Here is a 21,904-nt window from a genome sequence, read left to right as displayed (position 1 = left end):
ATGCTGTCGGTAGCGTGAATTATCCAGGGCACGTTAAAAGAGAAACACTATCATGACGGATAAATTGACCTCCCTTCGTCAGTTCACCACTGTCGTAGCTGACACCGGAGATATCGCGGCAATGAAGCTGTACCAGCCGCAGGATGCCACAACTAACCCTTCTCTGATCCTTAACGCCGCACAGATCCCTGAGTATCGCAAACTGATTGACGAGGCCGTGACCTGGGCGAAAGCACAGAGCAATGACCGCGCCCAGCAGGTTGTGGATGCCACTGATAAACTGGCCGTGAACATCGGTCTGGAAATTCTGAAACTGGTCCCGGGCCGTATCTCCACCGAAGTGGATGCACGTCTGTCCTACGACACCGAAGCGTCAATTGCTAAAGCAAAACGTCTGATCAAACTGTACAACGATGCGGGCATCAGCAACGACCGTATCCTGATCAAACTGGCGTCTACCTGGCAGGGCATCCGCGCGGCGGAGCAGCTGGAAAAAGAAGGCATCAACTGTAACCTGACCCTGCTGTTCTCCTTCGCGCAGGCGCGTGCTTGTGCTGAAGCTGGCGTATACCTGATTTCTCCGTTCGTAGGCCGTATTCTGGACTGGTACAAAGCCAACACCGACAAGAAAGAGTACGCGGCGTCTGAAGATCCAGGCGTGGTTTCCGTGACTGAAATCTACGAATACTACAAACAGCATGGTTATGAGACCGTGGTGATGGGCGCAAGCTTCCGTAACGTCGGTGAAATCATCGAACTGGCTGGCTGTGACCGTCTGACCATCGCACCTGCGCTGCTGAAAGAGCTGGCTGAAAGCGAAGGTACCATCGAGCGCAAACTGTCTTACACCGGTGAAGTGAAGGCGCGTCCAGAACGCATCACCGAATCCGAGTTCCTGTGGCAGCACAACCAGGATCCAATGGCGGTAGACAAACTGGCGGACGGTATCCGTAAGTTTGCTATTGACCAGGAAAAACTGGAAAAAATGATCGGCGACCTGCTGTAATCATTCTGCGTGACCGGGTCCCCGGTCACGCTACTTCTTTCGTACTCTGTCTGAATTTCCCCTCTGCGTGTATCATTCCCTTTAATCAGTACTTTTTGAATGGAATGGATATGAATACCTTACGCATCGGCTTAGTGTCGATTTCCGACCGCGCCTCCAGCGGCGTTTACCAGGATAAAGGCATCCCTCTTCTGGAAGAGTGGCTGGCAAGCGCGTTGACCACCCCGTTTGAGATCCAGACCCGCCTGATCCCGGACGAACAGCCAATCATCGAGCAGACCCTGTGTGAGCTGGTGGATGAAATGAGCTGTCACCTTGTGCTGACGACGGGCGGAACCGGCCCTGCGCGCCGCGATGTTACCCCGGACGCGACGCTGGCGATTGCCGATCGTGAAATGCCAGGCTTCGGTGAACAGATGCGTCAGATCAGTCTACACTTTGTCCCGACGGCCATTTTGTCTCGCCAGGTGGGGGTGATCCGCAAACAGGCGCTGATTCTGAACCTGCCGGGCCAGCCGAAGTCCATCAAAGAGACGCTGGAAGGACTGAAAGCGGAGGATGGCAGCGTCATCGTCCACGGCATCTTTGCAAGTGTACCGTATTGTATACAGCTGCTGGAGGGGCCGTACGTCGAGACGGACGACAAAGTGGTAGCAGCATTTCGTCCTAAAAGCGCCCGCCGCGAGACAATCTCCTGAAGTTAATTAAAATGTGACATTAGCGTCAGCCGCAGTGGCGTGTAAATGGATTTACGATATAGTAATTTTTTCTTTACGATTGCTGTAAAAAATAATCCACAACACATGCACAATGGTTCGCTATGTCACATAACACCCGACCTCTGAATCGACAGGATTACAAAACCCTCTCGCTCGCCGCTCTGGGCGGCGCGCTGGAGTTTTACGACTTCATCATCTTTGTTTTCTTCGCCGCTGTGGTAGGGGAGTTGTTCTTCCCGGCGGATATCCCGGAATGGCTGCGACAGGTGCAAACCTTCGGCATTTTTGCTGCCGGATATCTGGCACGTCCGCTGGGCGGCATTGTGATGGCGCACTTTGGCGATCTGGTCGGGCGCAAGAAAATGTTTACCCTGAGTATCCTGCTGATGGCCGTGCCGACGCTGGCGATTGGCCTGCTGCCAACCTATGCCTCAATGGGTATTGTTGCCCCGTTATTGCTGCTACTGATGCGTATTCTTCAGGGGGCGGCGATCGGTGGTGAGGTACCGGGGGCGTGGGTGTTTGTTGCGGAACATGTTCCGGCGCGCCGCATTGGTATCGCCTGCGGCACCTTAACCGCGGGGTTAACGGTGGGGATTTTGCTTGGTTCCGTCGTTGCGACCATTGTAAACACCAGCATGACGCAGCAGGCTGTGCACGACTGGGGCTGGCGCTTACCGTTCCTGCTGGGCGGAGCGTTTGGCCTGGTGGCGATGTATCTGCGTCGCTGGTTGCAGGAGACGCCGATTTTCCTTGAGATGCAGCAGCGCAAAGCGCTGGCTCAGGAGTTGCCGGTCAAGGCCGTGGTGGTGCGCCATAAAAAGCGGTCGTGGTGTCGATGCTGCTCACCTGGCTTCTCTCGGCGGGCATCGTAGTGGTGATTTTGATGTCGCCGGTCTGGCTGCAAAAGCAGTACGGGTTTGCCCCGGCAGTAACGTTACAGGCGAACAGTATCGCGACCATTATGCTTTGCTTTGGCTGTCTGGCCGCCGGGCTGGCTGCCGATCGCTTCGGTGCCAGCGTGACCTTTATCGTCGGCAGCCTGTTACTGGCCGCATCAAGCTGGGCGTTTTACCATTTGGCAGGCAGCCACCCTGAACAGCTGTTCCTGCTGTACGGTGTGGTAGGCCTGTGCGTAGGCGTTGTCGGGGCGGTACCGTATGTGATGGTACGTGCGTTCCCGCCTGAGGTGCGCTTCACCGGCATCTCATTTTCTTACAACGTCTCGTATGCCATCTTTGGCGGACTGACGCCGATTGCGGTGACGGTATTAATGGGCGTGTCTCCCCTGGCGCCGGCCTGGTACGTGCTGGCGTTATCGTTAATGGGGCTGGTATTGGGGATTTGGCTTCGGCAGTCAGGGGAAAATCGTGCCCGCGAGGCGGGCACGACAGACGAATCAGTGTTTTTCACCAATCGGTAGAATAGTGCGGCCGAACTGCTCGTTCAGCACTTCACCCATGGCCAGGTAGATAGCGCTTGCGCCGCATACCAGGCCAATCCAGCCTGCAACGTGTACGATGCCTTCGTTATCCACCAGGTGGCCGATGGACAGCAGGGCGAACAGTACGGTCAGGCTCAGGAAGACGAACTGCAGCGCGCGGTTCCCTTTCAGCGTGCCGAAGAACATGAACAGGGTGAAGACGCCCCACAGACCCAGATACACGCCCAGGAAGTGGGCATTCGCTGCGTCTGCCAGACCCATTTTAGGCATCAGCAGGATAGCGACCAGCGTCAGCCAGAACGAGCCGTAAGAGGTGAAGGCGGTTAAGCCGAAGGTGTTGCCTTTCTTATATTCCAGCAGACCCGCGAAGATTTGTGCGATGCCGCCGTAAAAAATGCCCATCGCCAGGATAATGCCATCCATCGGGAACATCCCGATGTTGTGCAGGTTCAGCAGGATAGTGGTCATGCCAAAACCCATCAGGCCCAGCGGAGCCGGATTAGCCAACTTAGTGTTGCCCATAAGTCCTCAAAAAAATCATCATTAATATGGTGAAATGGTTAAACCCGCGTCATTACTCCCTGACGGGGCGCGGCATCATAATGGGCGCAATCGATGCCGTCTATGATCTCATCAGGGTGAAATTAAAAATTTTTTTACGCTTGCCCCTTGATGGATGCCGTAGCGACCCCATCTTGTAGTCAACCGCAGTGTGTGGACCTGAAAAAAATCAAATCTGGGCAGTTGAAAAAGCACGTTCTGCCCTTATTACAGGTACACAACCACATGTTGACTGAATTTTTAGTGGAGACGTTTAGATGGGTAAAATTATTGGTATCGACCTGGGTACGACCAACTCTTGTGTAGCGATTATGGACGGCACTACTGCACGCGTGCTGGAGAACGCCGAGGGCGATCGCACCACGCCTTCTATCATTGCTTATACCCAGGATGGTGAAACTCTGGTTGGTCAGCCGGCTAAACGTCAGGCAGTGACAAACCCGCAAAATACCCTGTTTGCGATTAAACGCCTGATCGGCCGCCGCTTCCAGGACGAAGAAGTTCAGCGTGACGTTTCTATCATGCCTTACAAAATCATCGCAGCAGATAACGGCGATGCATGGCTTGATGTGAAAGGCACCAAAACTGCACCACCGCAGATCTCTGCTGAAGTGCTGAAAAAAATGAAGAAGACTGCTGAAGATTACCTGGGTGAGCCAGTAACTGAAGCCGTTATCACCGTACCTGCCTACTTTAACGATGCTCAGCGTCAGGCTACCAAAGATGCTGGCCGTATCGCAGGTCTGGAAGTAAAACGTATCATCAACGAACCTACCGCAGCGGCTCTGGCTTACGGTCTGGATAAAGAAGTGGGCAACCGCACTATCGCGGTTTACGACCTGGGTGGTGGTACCTTCGATATCTCTATTATCGAAATCGACGAAGTTGACGGCGAAAAAACCTTCGAAGTTCTGGCAACCAACGGTGATACCCACCTGGGTGGTGAAGACTTCGATACCCGTCTGATCAACTACCTCGTAGACGAGTTCAAGAAAGATCAGGGCATCGACCTGCGTAACGACCCGCTGGCCATGCAGCGCCTGAAAGAAGCCGCTGAGAAAGCGAAGATCGAACTGTCTTCCGCTCAGCAGACCGACGTTAACCTGCCGTACATTACTGCAGATGCGACCGGTCCTAAACACATGAACATCAAAGTGACCCGTGCAAAACTGGAAAGCCTGGTCGAAGACCTGGTGAACCGTTCTATCGAGCCACTGAAAGTTGCTCTGCAGGATGCTGGCTTGTCCGTGTCTGATATCAATGACGTTATCCTCGTTGGTGGTCAGACCCGTATGCCAATGGTCCAGAAGAAAGTGGCTGAGTTCTTCGGTAAAGAGCCACGTAAAGATGTTAACCCGGACGAAGCCGTTGCTATCGGTGCTGCCGTTCAGGGTGGTGTATTGACCGGTGAAGTGAAAGACGTTCTGCTGCTGGACGTTACCCCGCTGTCTCTGGGTATCGAAACCATGGGCGGCGTGATGACTGCGCTGATCACTAAAAACACCACTATCCCGACCAAGCACAGCCAGGTGTTCTCTACCGCTGAAGACAACCAGTCTGCGGTAACCATCCATGTGCTGCAGGGTGAGCGTAAACGTGCGTCTGATAACAAATCTCTGGGTCAGTTCAACCTGGATGGTATCAACCCGGCACCACGCGGCATGCCGCAGATCGAAGTGACCTTCGATATCGATGCTGACGGTATCCTGCACGTTTCCGCGAAAGACAAAAACAGCGGTAAAGAGCAGAAGATCACCATTAAGGCTTCTTCCGGTCTGAACGAAGAAGAGATCCAGAAAATGGTTCGTGAAGCAGAAGCGAACGCGGAATCTGACCGTAAGTTCGAAGAGCTGGTTCAGACCCGTAACCAGGGTGACCATCTGCTGCACAGCACCCGTAAGCAGGTTGAAGAAGCGGGCGACAAACTGCCAGCGGAAGATAAAACGGCTATCGAAGCTGCACTGACCGCGCTGGAAACGTCTCTGAAAGGCGAAGACAAAGCGGATATCGAAGCGAAGATGCAGGAGCTGGCACAGGCTTCCCAGAAGCTGATGGAAATTGCTCAGCAGCAGCACGCGCAGCAGCAAGCGGGCGCTGACGCTTCCGCGAACAACGCGAAAGACGACGACGTTGTCGACGCTGAGTTCGAAGAAGTTAAAGACAAAAAATAATCGCCCTGATGCAGGGTAATTAATCGGCACGGGCGTAGGAGAACTCTCCACGCCCGTGCTCGCATGTTAAGGGGCTTAAAAAAACCAATGGCAAAGCAAGACTATTACGAGATTTTAGGCGTTCCGAAAACTGCGGAAGAGCGTGAAATCAAAAAGGCGTATAAGCGCCTGGCCATGAAATTCCACCCGGACCGCAACCAGGGGGATAAAGAGGCTGAAGCAAAATTTAAAGAGATCAAAGAAGCCTACGAAGTCCTGACCGATGCACAAAAACGTGCGGCCTATGACCAGTACGGCCACGCAGCCTTTGAACAGGGCGGCATGGGCGGCGGCGGATTCGGTGGCGGCGGCTTTGGCGGCGGTGCTGATTTCAGCGACATCTTCGGCGACGTGTTCGGCGATATCTTTGGCGGCGGTCGTGGTCGTCAGCGCGCAGCGCGCGGCGCAGACCTGCGCTACAACATGGAGCTGACGCTGGAAGAGGCCGTTCGCGGTGTTACCAAAGAGATCCGTATCCCGACGCTGGAAGAGTGTGACGTGTGCCACGGCAGCGGCGCGAAAGCGGGTACCCAGCCGCAGACCTGTCCAACCTGTCACGGTTCCGGTCAGGTGCAGATGCGTCAGGGCTTCTTCGCAGTACAGCAGGCCTGTCCTCACTGTCATGGCCGCGGTACGCTGATTAAAGATCCGTGCACTAAATGCCACGGTCATGGTCGCGTTGAGAAAACCAAGACCCTGTCCGTCAAAATCCCGGCAGGCGTGGATACGGGCGACCGCATCCGTCTGGCAGGTGAAGGTGAAGCCGGTGAGCACGGCGCACCGGCAGGCGATCTGTACGTTCAGGTTCAGGTGAAGCAGCATGCCATCTTCGAGCGTGAAGGTAACAACCTGTACTGTGAAGTGCCGATCAACTTCGCCATGGCGGCGCTCGGTGGTGAAATTGAAGTGCCTACCCTGGATGGTCGCGTCAATCTGAAGATCCCGGGCGAAACCCAGACCGGTAAGCTGTTCCGCATGCGCGGTAAAGGCGTGAAGTCCGTTCGCGGCGGTGCTCAGGGCGACCTGCTGTGCCGTGTGGTTGTAGAAACCCCAGTGGGGCTGAACGACAAGCAGAAACAGCTACTGAAAGAGCTGCAGGAGAGCTTTGGCGGCCCAACGGGCGAGAAAAACAGCCCGCGCTCCAAAAGCTTCTTTGATGGCGTCAAAAAATTCTTCGACGATTTGACCCGCTAATCTGTTAGCCGGTTTTCCACGATATAAAGCCTGGAAGCGATTCCGGGCTTTTTTATTTTGGGGGATAGATCGGTAAAACTGAGTCTACACTCAATATTAATCTGTTTTTGCCGAGCTATTTGGCTTGGTATTATGGTTTTATCGAGGTATTGTTGTAAAAGAGAGAACTTAAATGAAATTACTACACCGTTTCTTTAGCAGTGAGGCGTCCGGTGGTGTGATCCTGATTATTGCCGCGGCAGCCGCAATGGTGCTGGCGAACCTGGGCATGACGCGCGATCTCTATCACGCATTTTTGGAAACACCCGTTGAGCTGAAGGTCGGGGCGCTGGAAATTAACAAGAACATGCTGCTGTGGATCAACGATGCGCTAATGGCGGTGTTCTTCCTGCTGGTGGGACTTGAGGTCAAACGGGAGCTGGTGTTGGGCTCCCTCGCCAGCCGTCAGCGCGCCGCCTTTCCGGTGATCGCCGCTATCGGCGGGATGGTCGTTCCGGCACTGCTGTTCCTTGCGTTTACCTGGCAGGATCCTGTTGCGCGTGACGGGTGGGCTATCCCGGCGGCAACGGATATCGCGTTTGCGCTCGGTGTCTTAGCCTTGCTCGGCAGCCGCGTGCCGATGGCGTTGAAAATCTTCCTGATGGCGCTGGCGATCATTGATGATCTGGGCGCGATCGTGATTATCGCGCTGTTTTATACCAGCGATCTGTCGATTCTGTCGCTGAGCGTGGCAGCAGGTGCAATTGCGGTCCTGGCGCTGCTGAACATTTTCAATGTCCGCCGCATCGGCATTTACATCCTCGTGGGGATGGTACTCTGGACAGCGGTATTGAAATCCGGCGTGCATGCCACGCTGGCCGGGGTGATTGTTGGCTTCTTTGTGCCGCTAAAACCGCAGGAGGGTAAATCCCCTGCTAAACAGCTTGAGCACGTCCTGCACCCGTGGGTCGCCTTTATGATCCTGCCACTGTTTGCCTTTGCTAACGCCGGTGTTTCCCTGCAGGGCGTGACGCTGGATGGGCTGACGTCTGTCCTTCCGCTGGGCATTATTGCCGGGCTGTTTATTGGTAAACCGCTGGGGATCAGCCTGTTCTGCTGGCTGGCGCTGAAGATGAAGCTGGCATCGCTGCCGAACGGCACCACCTTTGGTCAGATTATGGCTGTCGGCGTGCTGTGTGGTATTGGATTTACCATGTCGATCTTTATCTCGACGCTGGCGTTTGGCGCAAATGCCCCTGAACTCATCGTCTGGGCGAAGCTCGGCATTCTTATCGGGTCATTACTGGCCGCGGTAATCGGTTATACCTTGTTGAAGGTGAAATTGCCCGGACAGGCTGTCCAGGCATAACGGAAACCGGGAGAAGATGAGCCTTCTCCCGTTACATACTCAGGGAGTGAAGACGCTATGTCTCATTTGAATTACAACCATCTTTACTACTTCTGGCACGTCTACAAGCAGGGCTCGGTGGTGGGGGCGGCTGAGGCGCTCTATCTCACGCCGCAGACCATTACCGGCCAAATCAAGGCGCTGGAAGAGCGCCTGCAGGGCAAGCTGTTCAAGCGTAAAGGCCGCGGGATTGAGCCAAGCGAACTTGGGGAACTGGTCTTTCGCTATGCGGACAAGATGTTCACCCTGAGCCAGGAGATGCTGGATATCGTCAACTATAGCAAAGAGTCTAACCTGCTCTTTGACGTCGGCGTGGCGGATGCGCTGTCCAAACGGCTGGTGAGCGGCGTGCTGGATGCCGCGGTGGTGGAAGATGAACAAATCCATCTGCGCTGCTTTGAATCTACCCACGAGATGCTGCTGGAACAGCTGAGCCAGCATAAGCTGGATATGATTATCTCGGACTGCCCCATCGACTCCACGCAGCAGGAAGGGCTGTTCTCAGTGAAGATTGGCGAATGCGGTGTCAGCTTCTGGTGCATTAATCCGCCGCCGGAAAAACCCTTCCCGGCCTGTCTGGAAGAGCGTCGCTTATTGGTGCCGGGAAGGCGGTCAATGCTCGGGCGTAAGCTGTTGAACTGGTTTAACTCGCAGGGGCTGAAGGTGGAGATCCTCGGTGAATTCGACGATGCGGCACTGATGAAAGCCTTTGGCGAAGCGCACAATGCCATCTTCGTTGCGCCAACGCTGTACGTGCTCGATCTCTATTCAGACAACAAGATTACGGAGATTGGCAGAGTGGATAACGTGATGGAGGAGTATCACGCCATATTTGCCGAAAGAATGATTCAGCACCCGGCGGTGCAGCGAATCTGCAACCGTGACTACTCGGCGCTGTTTACGCCACCGGCAATCTGAAGACATAAAAAAACCCGCGTTAAGCGGGTTCTTTAAACAAGCAACAACAAGTAGCGATTAAGCCAGTTTGTTGATCTGCGCGGTCAGGTTTGCTTTATGACGCGCTGCTTTGTTTTTGTGGATCAGACCTTTAGCAGCCTGACGATCCACGATTGGTTGCATTTCGTTAAATGCGTTCTGCGCTGCAGCTTTGTCGCCAGCTTCGATTGCTGCGTATACTTTCTTGATGAAAGTACGCATCATAGAGCGACGGCTTGCGTTGTGCTTACGAGCCTTTTCAGACTGAACGGCACGTTTCTTAGCTGATTTGATATTAGCCAAGTCCAACTCCCAAATATGATCTATGTGGACAATTCAAAGGCCGAGGAATATGCCCTCTTTGCCTTCTTTTGTCAATGGATTTGTGCAAATAAGCGCCGTTAAAAAGCGACGCTACGTTACGTAGTGATGGCGCAGGATTCTACCAGCTTGTCTTGCGTGAATACAGCCTTTCGGCATAAAAATCGCAGTTCACGAGCAGATTTTTTCGCTGTGAAAGGTCAGCCTGATGAAATCATTACGGCTTTCTGTTTTGCGCGAACAATCGCCGGTTAACCTTAACCGCGGTACAAGGTATACTTTGGCGATTTTCACTGTTTTGAGCCAGACATGAAGCTGATACGCGGCATACATAATCTCAGCAGCGCACCACACGGGTGCGTGCTGACTATTGGTAATTTCGACGGCGTGCATCGTGGTCATCAGGCGCTGTTGCAGGGATTGCGTAAAGAGGGGGAGGCCCGTGGCCTGCCCGTGGTGGTGATGATTTTCGAACCGCAACCGCTGGAGCTGTTTGCGGGGGATAAATCGCCCGCCCGTCTCACTCGCCTGCGTGAGAAGCTGCGCTACCTGGCAGAGTCCGGCGTGGACTACGTGCTGTGCGTGCGTTTCGATCGTCGCTTTGCCGCACTGACAGCACAAAATTTCGTCAGCGACCTGCTGGTTAAGCGTCTTGGCTTACAGTTTCTCGCCGTGGGGGATGATTTCCGCTTTGGCGCTGGTCGGCAGGGCGATTTCTTGCTATTACAGAAGGCGGGCCTGGAGTACGGTTTTGACGTGACCAGCGCGATGACCTTCTGTGAAGGCGGCGTGCGCGTCAGCAGCACGGCGGTGCGTCAGGCGCTGGCGAATGATGAACTGGATACGGCAGAAACGCTGCTGGGGCATCCGTTTACCATCTCAGGCCGCGTCGTGCATGGCGACGCCCTGGGGCGCACGATAGGTTTCCCGACGGCGAATATCCCGCTGCGTCGTCAGGTTTCCCCGGTTAAAGGGGTCTATGCGGTGGAAGTGGCAGGACTGGGCGATAAGCCGTTTTACGGCGTTGCCAACATTGGCACGCGTCCCACTGTCGCCGGTGTACGTCAACAGTTAGAAGTGCACCTGCTGGACGTTGTAATGGACCTTTATGGTCGCCATATAGATGTAATACTGCGTAAAAAAATACGCAATGAGCAGCGATTTGCTTCACTGGATGAACTAAAAGCGCAGATTGCGCGTGATGAATTGACGGCCCGCGAGTTTTTTGGGCTATGAACCCGGCTTAAATGCCTACGTGATAAATACGGAACCGAGAATCTGATGAGTGACTATAAATCAACCCTGAATTTGCCGGAAACAGGGTTCCCGATGCGCGGCGATCTCGCCAAGCGTGAACCGGGAATGCTGGCGCGTTGGACCGATGATGACCTGTACGGCATCATTCGTGCAGCCAAAAAAGGCAAAAAAACCTTCATTCTGCATGATGGCCCTCCCTATGCGAATGGCAGCATTCATATTGGTCACTCTGTAAACAAGATTCTGAAAGACATTATCGTGAAGTCCAAAGGGCTCGCGGGATATGACTCGCCTTACGTTCCGGGCTGGGATTGCCACGGTCTGCCAATCGAGCTGAAAGTAGAGCAAGAGTTTGGCAAGCCAGGTGAGAAGTTCACCGCCGCTGAGTTCCGCGCAAAATGCCGCGAATACGCTGCCACGCAGGTTGACGGCCAGCGTGCGGACTTTATCCGTCTGGGCGTATTGGGCGACTGGTCGCACCCGTACCTGACTATGGACTTCAAAACTGAAGCCAACATCATCCGTGCGCTGGGCAAAATCATCGGTAACGGCCACCTGCACAAAGGCGCGAAGCCGGTGCACTGGTGCGTGGACTGCCGTTCTGCGCTGGCAGAAGCCGAAGTAGAGTATTACGACAAAACCTCGCCTTCTATCGACGTGGCGTTCGACGCCGTCGATCAGGATGCGGTGAAAGCCAAATTTGGCGTCTCCTCCGTTAACGGCCCGGTCTCGCTGGTGATCTGGACCACCACGCCGTGGACGCTGCCAGCCAACCGTGCAATCTCCCTGTCCGGTGAGTTTGACTACGCGCTGGTGCAGATTGAGGGTCGCGCGGTTATCCTGGCGAAAGATCTGGTGGAGAGCGTGCTGAAACGCGCGAACATCACCGACTACACCGTGCTGGGTACCGTGAAAGGCGACGCGCTGGAACTGATGCGCTTCAAACACCCGTTCCTGGGCTTCGACGTTCCGGCCATCCTGGGCGACCACGTTACGCTGGAAGCCGGTACCGGTGCGGTACACACCGCCGGTGGTCACGGCCCTGACGACTACAACATCAGCCTGAAGTACGGTCTGGAAATCGCTAACCCGGTGGGGCCGGACGGCTCGTACCTGCCTGGTACTTATCCGGCTCTGGACGGTATCAACGTCTTTAAAGCCAACGACATCATCGTGGATATGCTGCGCACCAGCGGCGCGCTGCTGCACGTTGAGAAAATGCAGCACAGCTATCCATGCTGCTGGCGTCACAAGACGCCGATCATCTTCCGTGCAACCCCGCAGTGGTTCGTCAGCATGGATCAGAAAGGCCTGCGTGAGCAGTCTCTGAAAGAGATCAAAGGCGTGCAGTGGATCCCGGACTGGGGCCAGGCGCGTATCGAATCCATGGTCGCTAACCGTCCTGACTGGTGTATCTCTCGTCAGCGTACCTGGGGCGTGCCGATGTCTCTGTTCGTGCATAAAGAGACGCAGGAACTGCACCCGAATACCCTGGAACTGATGGAAGAAGTGGCGAAGCGCGTCGAAGTTAACGGCATTCAGGCGTGGTGGGATCTCGATGCCCGCGACATCCTGGGCGCGGACGCGGACAACTACGAGAAAGTGCCAGATACCCTGGACGTGTGGTTCGACTCTGGTTCGACCCACGCCTCGGTGGTTGACGTGCGTCCAGAGTTTGCCGGTCACGCTGCCGACATGTATCTGGAAGGGTCTGACCAACACCGCGGCTGGTTCATGTCATCCCTGATGATCTCCACCGCCATGAAAGGTACAGCACCTTATCGCCAGGTACTGACTCACGGCTTCACCGTGGATGGTCAGGGTCGTAAGATGTCTAAATCCATCGGGAACACCGTTTCTCCGCAGGATGTGATGAACAAGCTGGGCGCAGACATTCTGCGTCTCTGGGTGGCTTCTACCGACTACACCGGCGAAATGGCAGTGTCTGACGAGATCCTGAAGCGTGCTGCCGACAGCTATCGTCGTATCCGTAACACCGCGCGCTTCCTGCTGGCGAACCTGAACGGTTTTGATCCAGTGAAGGACATGGTGAAACCGGAAGAGATGGTCGTGCTGGACCGCTGGGCGGTAGGCTGTGCGAAAGCGGCGCAGGACGATATCCTGAAAGCCTATGAGTCTTATGATTTCCACGAAGTGGTGCAGCGCCTGATGCGCTTCTGCTCCATCGAAATGGGCTCGTTCTATCTCGACATCATCAAAGACCGCCAGTACACCGCGAAAGCGGACAGCGTGGCGCGTCGTAGCTGCCAGACCGCACTGTTCCACATCGCTGAAGCGCTGGTTCGCTGGATGGCGCCGATCATGTCCTTCACCGCGGATGAAATCTGGGGCTACCTGCCAGGCGACCGTGAGAAATATGTCTTCACGGGCGAGTGGTACGAAGGTCTGTTCGATCTCTCCAGCACCGAAGCGATGAACGATGCCTTCTGGGACGAGCTGCTGAAAGTGCGTGGCGAAGTGAACAAGGTTATCGAACAGGCGCGTGCGGACAAGAAAGTCGGCGGCTCTCTGGAAGCGGCAGTCACCCTGTACGCCGAACCTGAGCTGGCGGCAAAACTGACCGCGCTGGGTGATGAATTACGATTTGTCCTGTTGACCTCCGGTGCGAAAGTTGCGGATTATGCCGAGGCCTCTGCTGATGCTCAGCAGAGCGAGCTGCTCAAAGGACTGAAAGTCGCGCTGAGCAAAGCCGACGGTGAGAAATGCCCGCGTTGCTGGCATTACACCACGGATGTCGGCCAGGTGGCGGAACACGCAGACATCTGCGGACGCTGTGTAAGCAACGTCGCCGGTGACGGCGAAAAACGTAAGTTTGCCTGATGAGTAAAACTCTCTGTTCAACAGGACTGCGCTGGCTGTGGCTGGTTGTGGTAGTGCTGATTATCGATCTGGGCAGCAAGTTCTTGATCCTCCAGAACTTTGCTCTGGGGGAGACGGTCCCGCTGTTCCCGTCGCTTAACCTGCACTACGCACGTAACTACGGTGCGGCGTTTAGCTTCCTTGCTGACAGCGGTGGCTGGCAGCGCTGGTTCTTCGCGGGTATCGCTTTAGGTATTTGCGTCATACTGGCAGTGCTGATGTACCGTTCGAAGGCAACGCAAAAGCTGAATAACATCGCCTACGCGCTGATCATTGGCGGCGCGCTGGGCAATCTGTTCGATCGCCTGTGGCACGGCTTTGTGGTCGATATGATCGACTTCTACGTCGGCGACTGGCACTTCGCGACCTTTAACCTCGCCGATAGCGCAATTTGCATCGGTGCGGCGTTAATCGTGCTGGAAGGTTTCTTGCCGAAACCGGCCGCGAAAGAGCAGGCGTAAGCATCAATGCCGGGTGGCGCTACGCTTACCCGGCCTACAGAATTTGTGGCCTCCCGTAGGCCCGGTAAGCGTAGCGCCACCGGGAAACAGGTGACCCAAAACAAGCGAGCAATTTGCATGTCTAAATCCGTACAGAGCAACAGCGCGGTTCTCGTTCACTTCACGCTGAAGCTGGATGATGGCTCCACGGCTGAATCCACCCGCAATAACGGCAAACCGGCCCTGTTCCGTCTTGGCGATACCTCCCTGTCTGAAGGTCTTGAGCAGCAGCTTCTTGGCCTGAAAGAGGGCGAGAAAAAAGCCTTTTCGCTGGAGCCAGATGCTGCGTTTGGTGTGCCAAGCCCGGATCTGATCCAGTATTTCTCGCGTCGCGAATTTATGGACGCGGGTGAGCCGGAAATTGGGGCGATTATGCTCTTTACCGCTATGGACGGCAGCGAAATGCCTGGCGTGATCCGCGAAATCAACGGTGACTCCATTACCGTTGATTTCAACCATCCGCTTGCCGGGCGTACCGTTCATTTTGATGTTGAAGTGCTGGAGATTGACCCAGCACTGGAGGCTTAAAATGCAGATCCTGTTGGCTAACCCGCGCGGCTTCTGCGCCGGTGTAGACCGCGCTATCAGCATTGTTGAAAACGCGCTGGAAATTTACGGCGCGCCGATTTATGTGCGTCACGAAGTGGTGCACAACCGCTACGTGGTCGACAGCCTGCGCGAGCGTGGTGCTATTTTCATCGAGCAGATTAGCGAAGTACCGGACGGCGCGATCCTGATCTTCTCCGCGCACGGCGTCTCTCAGGCCGTCCGTAACGAAGCGAAAAGCCGCGATCTGACGGTCTTTGATGCCACCTGTCCGCTGGTGACAAAAGTACATATGGAAGTGGCGCGCGCCAGCCGTCGTGGTGAAGAGTCGATTCTGATTGGCCACGCGGGTCATCCGGAAGTCGAAGGCACGATGGGGCAGTACAGTAACCCGGAAGGGGGCATGTACCTGGTGGAGTCGCCTGAAGATGTCCTGACGCTGAACGTCAAAAACGAAGCCCGTCTGTCGTTTATGACCCAGACGACGCTCTCCGTTGACGATACCTCTGATGTAATTGACGCACTGCGCCAGCGCTTCCCGAAGATCGTCGGGCCGCGTAAAGACGATATCTGCTACGCCACCACCAACCGTCAGGAAGCGGTGCGCGCGCTGGCTGAACAGGCGGATGTGGTGCTGGTGGTCGGATCGAAAAACTCCTCTAACTCTAACCGTCTGGCCGAACTGGCACAGCGTATGGGTAAAGCGGCATTTCTGATCGACGACGCGACGGATATTCAGGAAGCGTGGGTGAACAATGCGGCCTGCGTCGGCGTGACCGCAGGCGCTTCCGCGCCGGATATTCTGGTGCAGAACGTCATTGTCCGCCTGCAGGAACTCGGCGGCGGCGAAGCGGTTCCGCTCGAAGGACGCGAAGAGAACATTGTTTTCGAGGTCCCGAAAGAACTGCGTATCGATGCGCGCGAAGTGGAATAACCCCTTATCTGATGAAAGGCCAGCATCTCATGTGCTGGCCTTTTTTTTGCCCCGTACTTTATCGTGACGACAAAATCATGTCTTTTACTGATATTTAAGTCTGTTTCACGTTAAATTCTAATTATCGGTGTTTTCAGTTGGCAGCCTTTGCGAAGGCTGGTTAATCTGAAAACGATTTACATCATTTTAACGTAAGAGAATAACTATGCATGATGCACAGATCCGTGTCGCCATTGCGGGCGCGGGTGGACGTATGGGCCGTCAGCTGATTCAGGCGGCACTTCAGATGGATGGCGTGGCACTGGGCGCGGCGCTGGAGCGTGAAGGGTCATCACTGTTGGGAGCCGATGCAGGTGAACTGGCGGGCGCAGGAAAGACCGGCGTCACCGTACATAGCAGCCTGGAAGCGGTTAAGGATGACTTCGATGTATTTATCGATTTTACCCGCCCGGAAGGGACGCTGACGCATCTGGCGTTTTGCCGGCAGCACGGTAAGGGGATGGTGATCGGCACCACCGGTTTTGACGACGCAGGTAAGCAGGCCATCCAGGATGCATCGAAAGAAATTGCGATTGTCTTCGCGGCAAACTTTAGCGTGGGCGTTAACGTCATGCTGAAGCTACTGGAGAAGGCGGCGAAGGTGATGGGCAACTACACCGACATTGAGATTGTTGAAGCGCACCACCGCTACAAAGTTGATGCGCCGTCAGGCACGGCGCTGGCGATGGGCGAAGCGATTGCTCATGCACTTGATAAAGATTTAAAAGACTGCGCGGTCTATACCCGCGAAGGTCATACCGGCGAACGCGTACCGGGCACGATTGGTTTTGCTACCGTCCGTGCGGGTGACATCGTCGGCGAACATACGGCGATGTTCGCCGATATTGGCGAACGCGTCGAAATTACGCATAAAGCTTCCAGCCGAATGACGTTTGCCAATGGTGCAGTGCGTTCCGCTTTGTGGCTGAAAGGCATGAAGAGCGGCCTTTTTGATATGCGAGATGTGCTTGATCTCAACAATCTGTAAGCATTATTACCCATCGTGATGTGGTTATTGCAGTCGTAATATATTGATTGCATAGGGCAATATTTTATTGCCCTTTTATTTTACCTCATTTTCTTTAATTTTTGCTCTAAAGCTTAAAAACAAGCGCTTTTATCTCTTGTTTTCGTTACTGAAATGTAAATTTTGACCATTTGGTCCACTTTTCACTGCCTCGCCGAATAATTTTTCATTAAACCTTGCACGCAAGCGTTTTCTACAGTGATTTACCTGATCTTTTTGTCGCTTAAGTGGCTTTACTCTCTCCAGGCTTGCAAAAGGATAAACAAAATATCCGTTTTAAGTTGACTTTTAGCCTCCAAATCTCCAGAATGCCGCCGTTTGCCAAAAATCCGCTGGCAACACATTTGCATTGATTCATGACATGGTTATGAATTAATATGCAAATAAAGTGAGTGAATATTCTCTGGAGGGTGTTTTGATTAAGTCAGCGCTATTGGTTCTGGAAGACGGAACCCAGTTTATCGGTCGGGCCATAGGGGCAACGGGTTCGGCGGTTGGGGAAGTCGTTTTCAATACTTCAATGACCGGTTATCAAGAAATCCTCACTGATCCTTCCTATTCTCGCCAAATCGTTACTCTTACTTATCCTCATATCGGCAATGTCGGCACCAATGCGGCTGACGAAGAATCTTCTCAGGTACATGCGCAAGGCCTGGTCATCCGCGACCTGCCGCTGATTGCCAGCAACTTCCGCAGCACTGAAGATCTCTCGTCTTACCTGAAGCGCCATAACATCGTGGCGATTGCTGATATCGATACCCGTAAGTTAACGCGTCTGCTGCGCGAGAAGGGTGCACAGAACGGCTGCATCATCGCGGGTGATAACCTCGATGCCACGCTGGCGCTGGAAAAAGCGAAAGCCTTCCCGGGTTTGAACGGCATGGACCTGGCGAAAGAAGTGACTACCGCTGAAGCCTATAGCTGGACGCAGGGTAGCTGGACGCTGGAAGGCGACCTGCCGGAAGCGAAAAAAGAGAGCGAGCTGCCGTTCCACGTGGTGGCCTATGATTTCGGCGCCAAGCGCAACATCCTTCGCATGCTGGTTGACCGCGGCTGCCGTCTGACGGTGGTTCCGGCGAAAACCTCTGCCGAAGACGTACTGAAGATGAACCCGGATGGCATCTTCCTTTCTAACGGTCCTGGCGACCCGGCACCGTGCGACTACGCTATCGACGCCATCAAGTCCTTCCTGGAAACCGACATCCCGGTATTCGGCATCTGCCTCGGCCATCAGCTGCTGGCGCTGGCGAGCGGTGCGAACACCATCAAGATGAAGTTCGGCCACCACGGTGGTAACCACCCGGTGAAAGATATTGATAACAACACGGTGATGATCACCGCGCAGAACCACGGTTTTGCCGTCGATGAAGCGTCAATGCCGGCTAACCTGCGCGTGACGCATAAATCACTGTTCGATGGCACCCTGCAAGGGATTCATCGTACCGATAAGCCAGCGTTCAGCTTCCAGGGCCACCCGGAAGCCAGCCCAGGCCCGCACGACGCCGCGCCGCTGTTCGATCACTTCATCGAACTTATCGAGCAATACCGTAAGACCGCTAAATAATCAGGAGCCGAGAAGACCATGCCAAAACGTACAGACATAAAAAGCATCCTGATCCTTGGCGCTGGCCCGATTGTTATCGGCCAGGCCTGTGAATTTGACTACTCCGGTGCGCAGGCATGTAAAGCCCTGCGTGAAGAGGGTTACCGCGTTATCCTGGTCAACTCCAACCCGGCGACCATCATGACCGACCCGGAAATGGCGGATGCAACCTACATCGAGCCGATTCACTGGGAAGTGGTACGCAAAATCATTGAGAAAGAGCGTCCGGATGCTGTGCTGCCAACCATGGGTGGCCAGACGGCGCTAAACTGTGCGCTGGAGCTGGAGCGTCAGGGCGTACTGGCCGAGTTCGGCGTGACCATGATTGGCGCGACCGCCGATGCGATTGATAAAGCAGAAGACCGTCGTCGCTTCGACGTGGCGATGAAAAAAATCGGCCTCGACACCGCACGTTCTGGTATCGCGCACAATATGGAAGAGGCGCTGGCCGTTGCGGCTGAAGTGGGCTATCCGTGCATCATCCGTCCATCCTTCACCATGGGGGGGACCGGCGGCGGTATCGCCTACAACCGCGAAGAGTTCGAAGAGATTTGCGAACGCGGTCTGGATCTCTCGCCAACCAAAGAGCTGCTGATTGATGAATCGCTGATTGGCTGGAAAGAGTACGAGATGGAAGTGGTGCGTGATAAAAACGACAACTGCATCATCGTCTGCTCCATCGAAAACTTCGATGCGATGGGTATCCACACCGGCGACTCCATCACCGTTGCGCCAGCCCAGACGCTGACCGACAAAGAGTACCAAATCATGCGTAACGCCTCGATGGCGGTGCTGCGTGAAATCGGCGTGGAAACCGGCGGTTCAAACGTGCAGTTCTCGGTGAACCCGAAAACGGGGCGTCTGATTGTTATCGAAATGAACCCGCGCGTGTCCCGTTCCTCCGCGCTGGCCTCCAAAGCGACCGGCTTCCCGATTGCGAAAGTGGCGGCGAAACTGGCGGTGGGTTACACCCTCGATGAGCTGATGAACGATATCACCGGTGGGCGCACGCCAGCCTCCTTCGAACCGTCCATCGACTACGTTGTGACCAAAATTCCACGCTTCAACTTCGAGAAATTCGCCGGTGCGAACGACCGCCTGACCACCCAGATGAAATCTGTCGGTGAAGTGATGGCGATTGGCCGCACGCAGCAGGAATCCCTGCAGAAAGCGTTGCGCGGCCTGGAAGTGGGTGCAACCGGCTTTGACCCTAAAGTCAGCCTGGACGACCCGGAAGCACTGACCAAAATTCGCCGCGAACTGAAAGATGCGGGTGCAGAGCGTATCTGGTACATCGCCGATGCCTTCCGTGCTGGCCTGTCAGTCGACGGCGTATTCAACCTGACCAACATTGACCGCTGGTTCCTGGTGCAGATTGAAGAGCTGGTGCGTCTGGAAGAGAAAGTGGCAGAGCTGGGCATCAACGGCCTGGACGCAGACTTCCTGCGTATGCTGAAGCGTAAAGGTTTCGCCGATGCGCGTCTGGCTAAACTGGCGGGCGTACGTGAAGCGGAAATCCGCAAGCTGCGTGACCAGTATGACCTGCACCCGGTTTACAAGCGCGTGGATACCTGTGCGGCGGAGTTCTCCACCGACACCGCGTACATGTACTCCACCTATGAAGACGAGTGTGAAGCGAACCCGTCCGTCGACCGCGACAAGATTATGGTGCTGGGCGGCGGTCCAAACCGTATCGGTCAGGGCATTGAGTTTGACTACTGCTGCGTACACGCCTCGCTGGCGCTGCGCGAAGACGGTTACGAGACCATCATGGTCAACTGTAACCCGGAAACGGTCTCAACCGACTACGACACCTCCGACCGCCTCTACTTCGAGCCGGTTACTCTGGAAGACGTGCTGGAAATCGTGCGCATTGAGAAGCCAAAAGGCGTTATCGTGCAGTACGGTGGCCAGACTCCGCTGAAGCTGGCCCGTGCGCTGGAAGCCGCAGGCGTACCGGTTATTGGTACCAGCCCGGATGCGATTGACCGTGCGGAAGACCGCGAGCGTTTCCAGCAGGCGGTTGACCGTCTGAAGCTGAAACAGCCAGCCAACGCCACCGTCACCGCCATTGAGATGGCCGTTGAGAAGGCGAAAGAGATTGGCTATCCGCTGGTGGTGCGTCCTTCTTACGTCCTGGGCGGTCGCGCGATGGAAATCGTGTATGACGAAGCTGACCTGCGTCGTTACTTCCAGACGGCGGTGAGCGTTTCTAACGATGCGCCAGTGCTGCTCGACCGCTTCCTCGACGACGCGGTGGAAGTGGACGTTGACGCCATCTGCGACGGCGAAATGGTGCTGATTGGCGGCATCATGGAGCATATCGAGCAGGCGGGCGTGCACTCAGGTGACTCAGCCTGTTCTCTGCCAGCCTACACCCTGAGCCAGGAAATTCAGGATGTGATGCGTCAGCAGGTGCAGAAGCTGGCCTTCGAGCTGCAGGTTCGCGGCCTGATGAACGTCCAGTTCGCGGTGAAAGACAACGAAGTCTACCTGATTGAAGTGAACCCGCGTGCGGCACGTACCGTCCCGTTCGTCTCCAAAGCCACCGGTATTCCGCTGGCGAAAGTGGCGGCGCGCGTGATGGCGGGCCAGACGCTGGCGCAGCAGGGCGTGACCAAAGAGATCATTCCGCCGTACTACTCGGTGAAAGAAGTGGTGCTGCCGTTCAACAAATTCCCGGGCGTTGACCCGCTGTTAGGGCCAGAAATGCGCTCTACCGGGGAAGTGATGGGCGTGGGCCGCACCTTCGCTGAAGCGTTCGCGAAAGCGCAGCTCGGCAGTAGCTCCACGATGAGAAAATCAGGCCGTGCGCTGCTCTCCGTTCGCGAAGGCGATAAAGAGCGTGTGGTTGACCTGGCGGCCAAGCTGCTGAAACAGGGCTTCGAGCTGGATGCAACTCACGGTACGGCGATTGTGCTGGGTGAAGCCGGTATCAACCCGCGCCTGGTGAACAAGGTGCATGAAGGTCGTCCGCACATTCAGGACCGTATCAAGAATGGCGAATACACCTACATCATCAACACCACCGCAGGTCGTCAGGCGATTGAAGACTCCAAGCTGATTCGCCGCAGCGCGCTGCAGTACAAAGTGCACTACGACACTACCCTGAACGGCGGTTTCGCAACGGCTATGGCGCTGAACGCGGATGCCACCGAGAAGGTGATTTCAGTGCAGGAAATGCACGCGCAGATTAACAAGTAAGACAAAATGCCCGGTGCCATTCGGTTGCCGGGCATTCTTCCCCTCTTCAGAACCTTCTGGTTTTCCATCCGCTTTCAGTCAGTTAGCCTAAAATGGTTAGGTCGATAACGAAATTCATCTGAGAGCAGGGGAAAAC

General features: G+C 55.1%; 16 protein-coding genes and 1 pseudogene. 15 read left to right on the top strand and 2 right to left on the bottom strand.

Features of this window, described 5'->3' with window-relative positions; genetic code table 11:
* The first annotated feature begins 52 nt into the window (after window positions 1–52).
* The 3 genes and pseudogenes from tal to O1723_RS18345 all read left to right on the top strand — a co-directional run bounded on the left by tal (window position 53) and on the right by O1723_RS18345 (window position 3,148).
* The gene (tal, locus tag O1723_RS18355) at window positions 53–1,006 is read left to right on the top strand and encodes a transaldolase (RefSeq protein ID WP_014882487.1); all 954 of its coding nucleotides are present in this window, start codon (window positions 53–55) and stop codon (window positions 1,004–1,006) included.
* A gap of 110 nt (window positions 1,007–1,116) precedes the next feature.
* Window positions 1,117–1,704 (top strand): molybdopterin adenylyltransferase, encoded by a 588-nt coding sequence (mog, locus tag O1723_RS18350; RefSeq protein WP_014882488.1) that lies wholly within the window; start codon window positions 1,117–1,119, stop codon window positions 1,702–1,704.
* 122 nt (window positions 1,705–1,826) lie between these two features.
* Window positions 1,827–3,148: pseudogene (locus O1723_RS18345) on the top strand (MFS transporter).
* On the opposite strand, the gene satP reads toward O1723_RS18345, so the two are convergent.
* Window positions 3,125–3,691: an acetate uptake transporter gene (gene satP / locus O1723_RS18340; RefSeq protein ID WP_023336745.1), complete on the bottom strand. Its 567-nt coding sequence runs from the start codon at window positions 3,689–3,691 to the stop codon at window positions 3,125–3,127. The pseudogene O1723_RS18345 and the gene satP sit on opposite strands and share 24 nt — an antisense overlap.
* A 296-nt stretch (window positions 3,692–3,987) precedes the next feature.
* On the opposite strand from satP, the gene dnaK reads away from it, so the two are divergent.
* The 4 genes from dnaK (at window position 3,988) to nhaR (ending at window position 9,439) form a co-directional block, all read left to right on the top strand.
* Window positions 3,988–5,901, top strand: coding sequence for a molecular chaperone DnaK (gene dnaK, locus O1723_RS18335; protein ID WP_014882491.1), 1,914 nt, complete (start codon window positions 3,988–3,990; stop codon window positions 5,899–5,901).
* A gap of 87 nt (window positions 5,902–5,988) precedes the next feature.
* Complete coding sequence (gene dnaJ / locus O1723_RS18330) at window positions 5,989–7,134, top strand: molecular chaperone DnaJ (RefSeq protein ID WP_014830600.1); 1,146 nt, start codon at window positions 5,989–5,991, stop codon at window positions 7,132–7,134.
* Window positions 7,135–7,306: 172 nt separating this feature from the next.
* Window positions 7,307–8,482 (top strand): Na+/H+ antiporter NhaA, encoded by a 1,176-nt coding sequence (nhaA, locus tag O1723_RS18325; protein ID WP_023332057.1) that lies wholly within the window; start codon window positions 7,307–7,309, stop codon window positions 8,480–8,482.
* Window positions 8,483–8,539: 57 nt separating this feature from the next.
* Window positions 8,540–9,439, top strand: coding sequence for a transcriptional activator NhaR (gene nhaR, locus O1723_RS18320; protein WP_023339008.1), 900 nt, complete (start codon window positions 8,540–8,542; stop codon window positions 9,437–9,439).
* Window positions 9,440–9,496: 57 nt separating this feature from the next.
* Here the strand turns inward: nhaR and rpsT are convergent, their stop codons facing one another.
* Window positions 9,497–9,760 carry a 30S ribosomal protein S20 gene (rpsT, locus tag O1723_RS18315; protein WP_003856458.1) on the bottom strand — a complete coding sequence of 88 codons (264 nt, stop codon included), beginning with the start codon at window positions 9,758–9,760 and terminating at the stop codon, window positions 9,497–9,499.
* 327 nt (window positions 9,761–10,087) lie between these two features.
* Here rpsT and ribF point away from each other — a divergent pair, with 327 nt between their 5' ends.
* The 8 genes from ribF to carB all read left to right on the top strand — a co-directional run bounded on the left by ribF (window position 10,088) and on the right by carB (window position 21,768).
* A complete protein-coding gene (gene ribF, locus O1723_RS18310) occupies window positions 10,088–11,014 on the top strand; it encodes a bifunctional riboflavin kinase/FAD synthetase (protein ID WP_248190954.1) in 927 nt (308 codons plus the stop codon).
* Between the two features lie 45 nt (window positions 11,015–11,059).
* The gene (ileS, locus tag O1723_RS18305; RefSeq protein ID WP_023339009.1) at window positions 11,060–13,876 is read left to right on the top strand and encodes an isoleucine--tRNA ligase; all 2,817 of its coding nucleotides are present in this window, start codon (window positions 11,060–11,062) and stop codon (window positions 13,874–13,876) included.
* Window positions 13,876–14,376 (top strand): signal peptidase II, encoded by a 501-nt coding sequence (gene lspA, locus O1723_RS18300; protein WP_008502034.1) that lies wholly within the window; start codon window positions 13,876–13,878, stop codon window positions 14,374–14,376. The genes ileS and lspA overlap by 1 nt, the downstream gene beginning before the upstream one ends.
* Window positions 14,377–14,493: 117 nt before the next feature.
* Window positions 14,494–14,943, top strand: coding sequence for an FKBP-type peptidyl-prolyl cis-trans isomerase (gene fkpB, locus O1723_RS18295; RefSeq protein WP_003856450.1), 450 nt, complete (start codon window positions 14,494–14,496; stop codon window positions 14,941–14,943).
* Window position 14,944: 1 nt separating this feature from the next.
* Window positions 14,945–15,895 carry a 4-hydroxy-3-methylbut-2-enyl diphosphate reductase gene (ispH, locus tag O1723_RS18290; protein ID WP_023336749.1) on the top strand — a complete coding sequence of 317 codons (951 nt, stop codon included), beginning with the start codon at window positions 14,945–14,947 and terminating at the stop codon, window positions 15,893–15,895.
* Between the two features lie 205 nt (window positions 15,896–16,100).
* Window positions 16,101–16,922, top strand: coding sequence for a 4-hydroxy-tetrahydrodipicolinate reductase (dapB, locus tag O1723_RS18285; RefSeq protein ID WP_023336750.1), 822 nt, complete (start codon window positions 16,101–16,103; stop codon window positions 16,920–16,922).
* 454 nt (window positions 16,923–17,376) lie between these two features.
* Window positions 17,377–18,525, top strand: a complete 1,149-nt coding sequence (carA, locus tag O1723_RS18280; RefSeq protein WP_014882498.1) for a glutamine-hydrolyzing carbamoyl-phosphate synthase small subunit — start codon at window positions 17,377–17,379, stop codon at window positions 18,523–18,525.
* A gap of 18 nt (window positions 18,526–18,543) precedes the next feature.
* On the top strand, window positions 18,544–21,768 hold the full coding sequence (carB, locus tag O1723_RS18275) for a carbamoyl-phosphate synthase large subunit (protein ID WP_014882499.1): 3,225 nt from the start codon (window positions 18,544–18,546) through the stop codon (window positions 21,766–21,768).
* Window positions 21,769–21,904: the final 136 nt, after the last annotated feature.

This window comes from Enterobacter cloacae complex sp. HYC080_NIDB (assembly GCF_056673325.1).
This window is presented reverse-complemented; position numbering and strand designations above follow the sequence as displayed.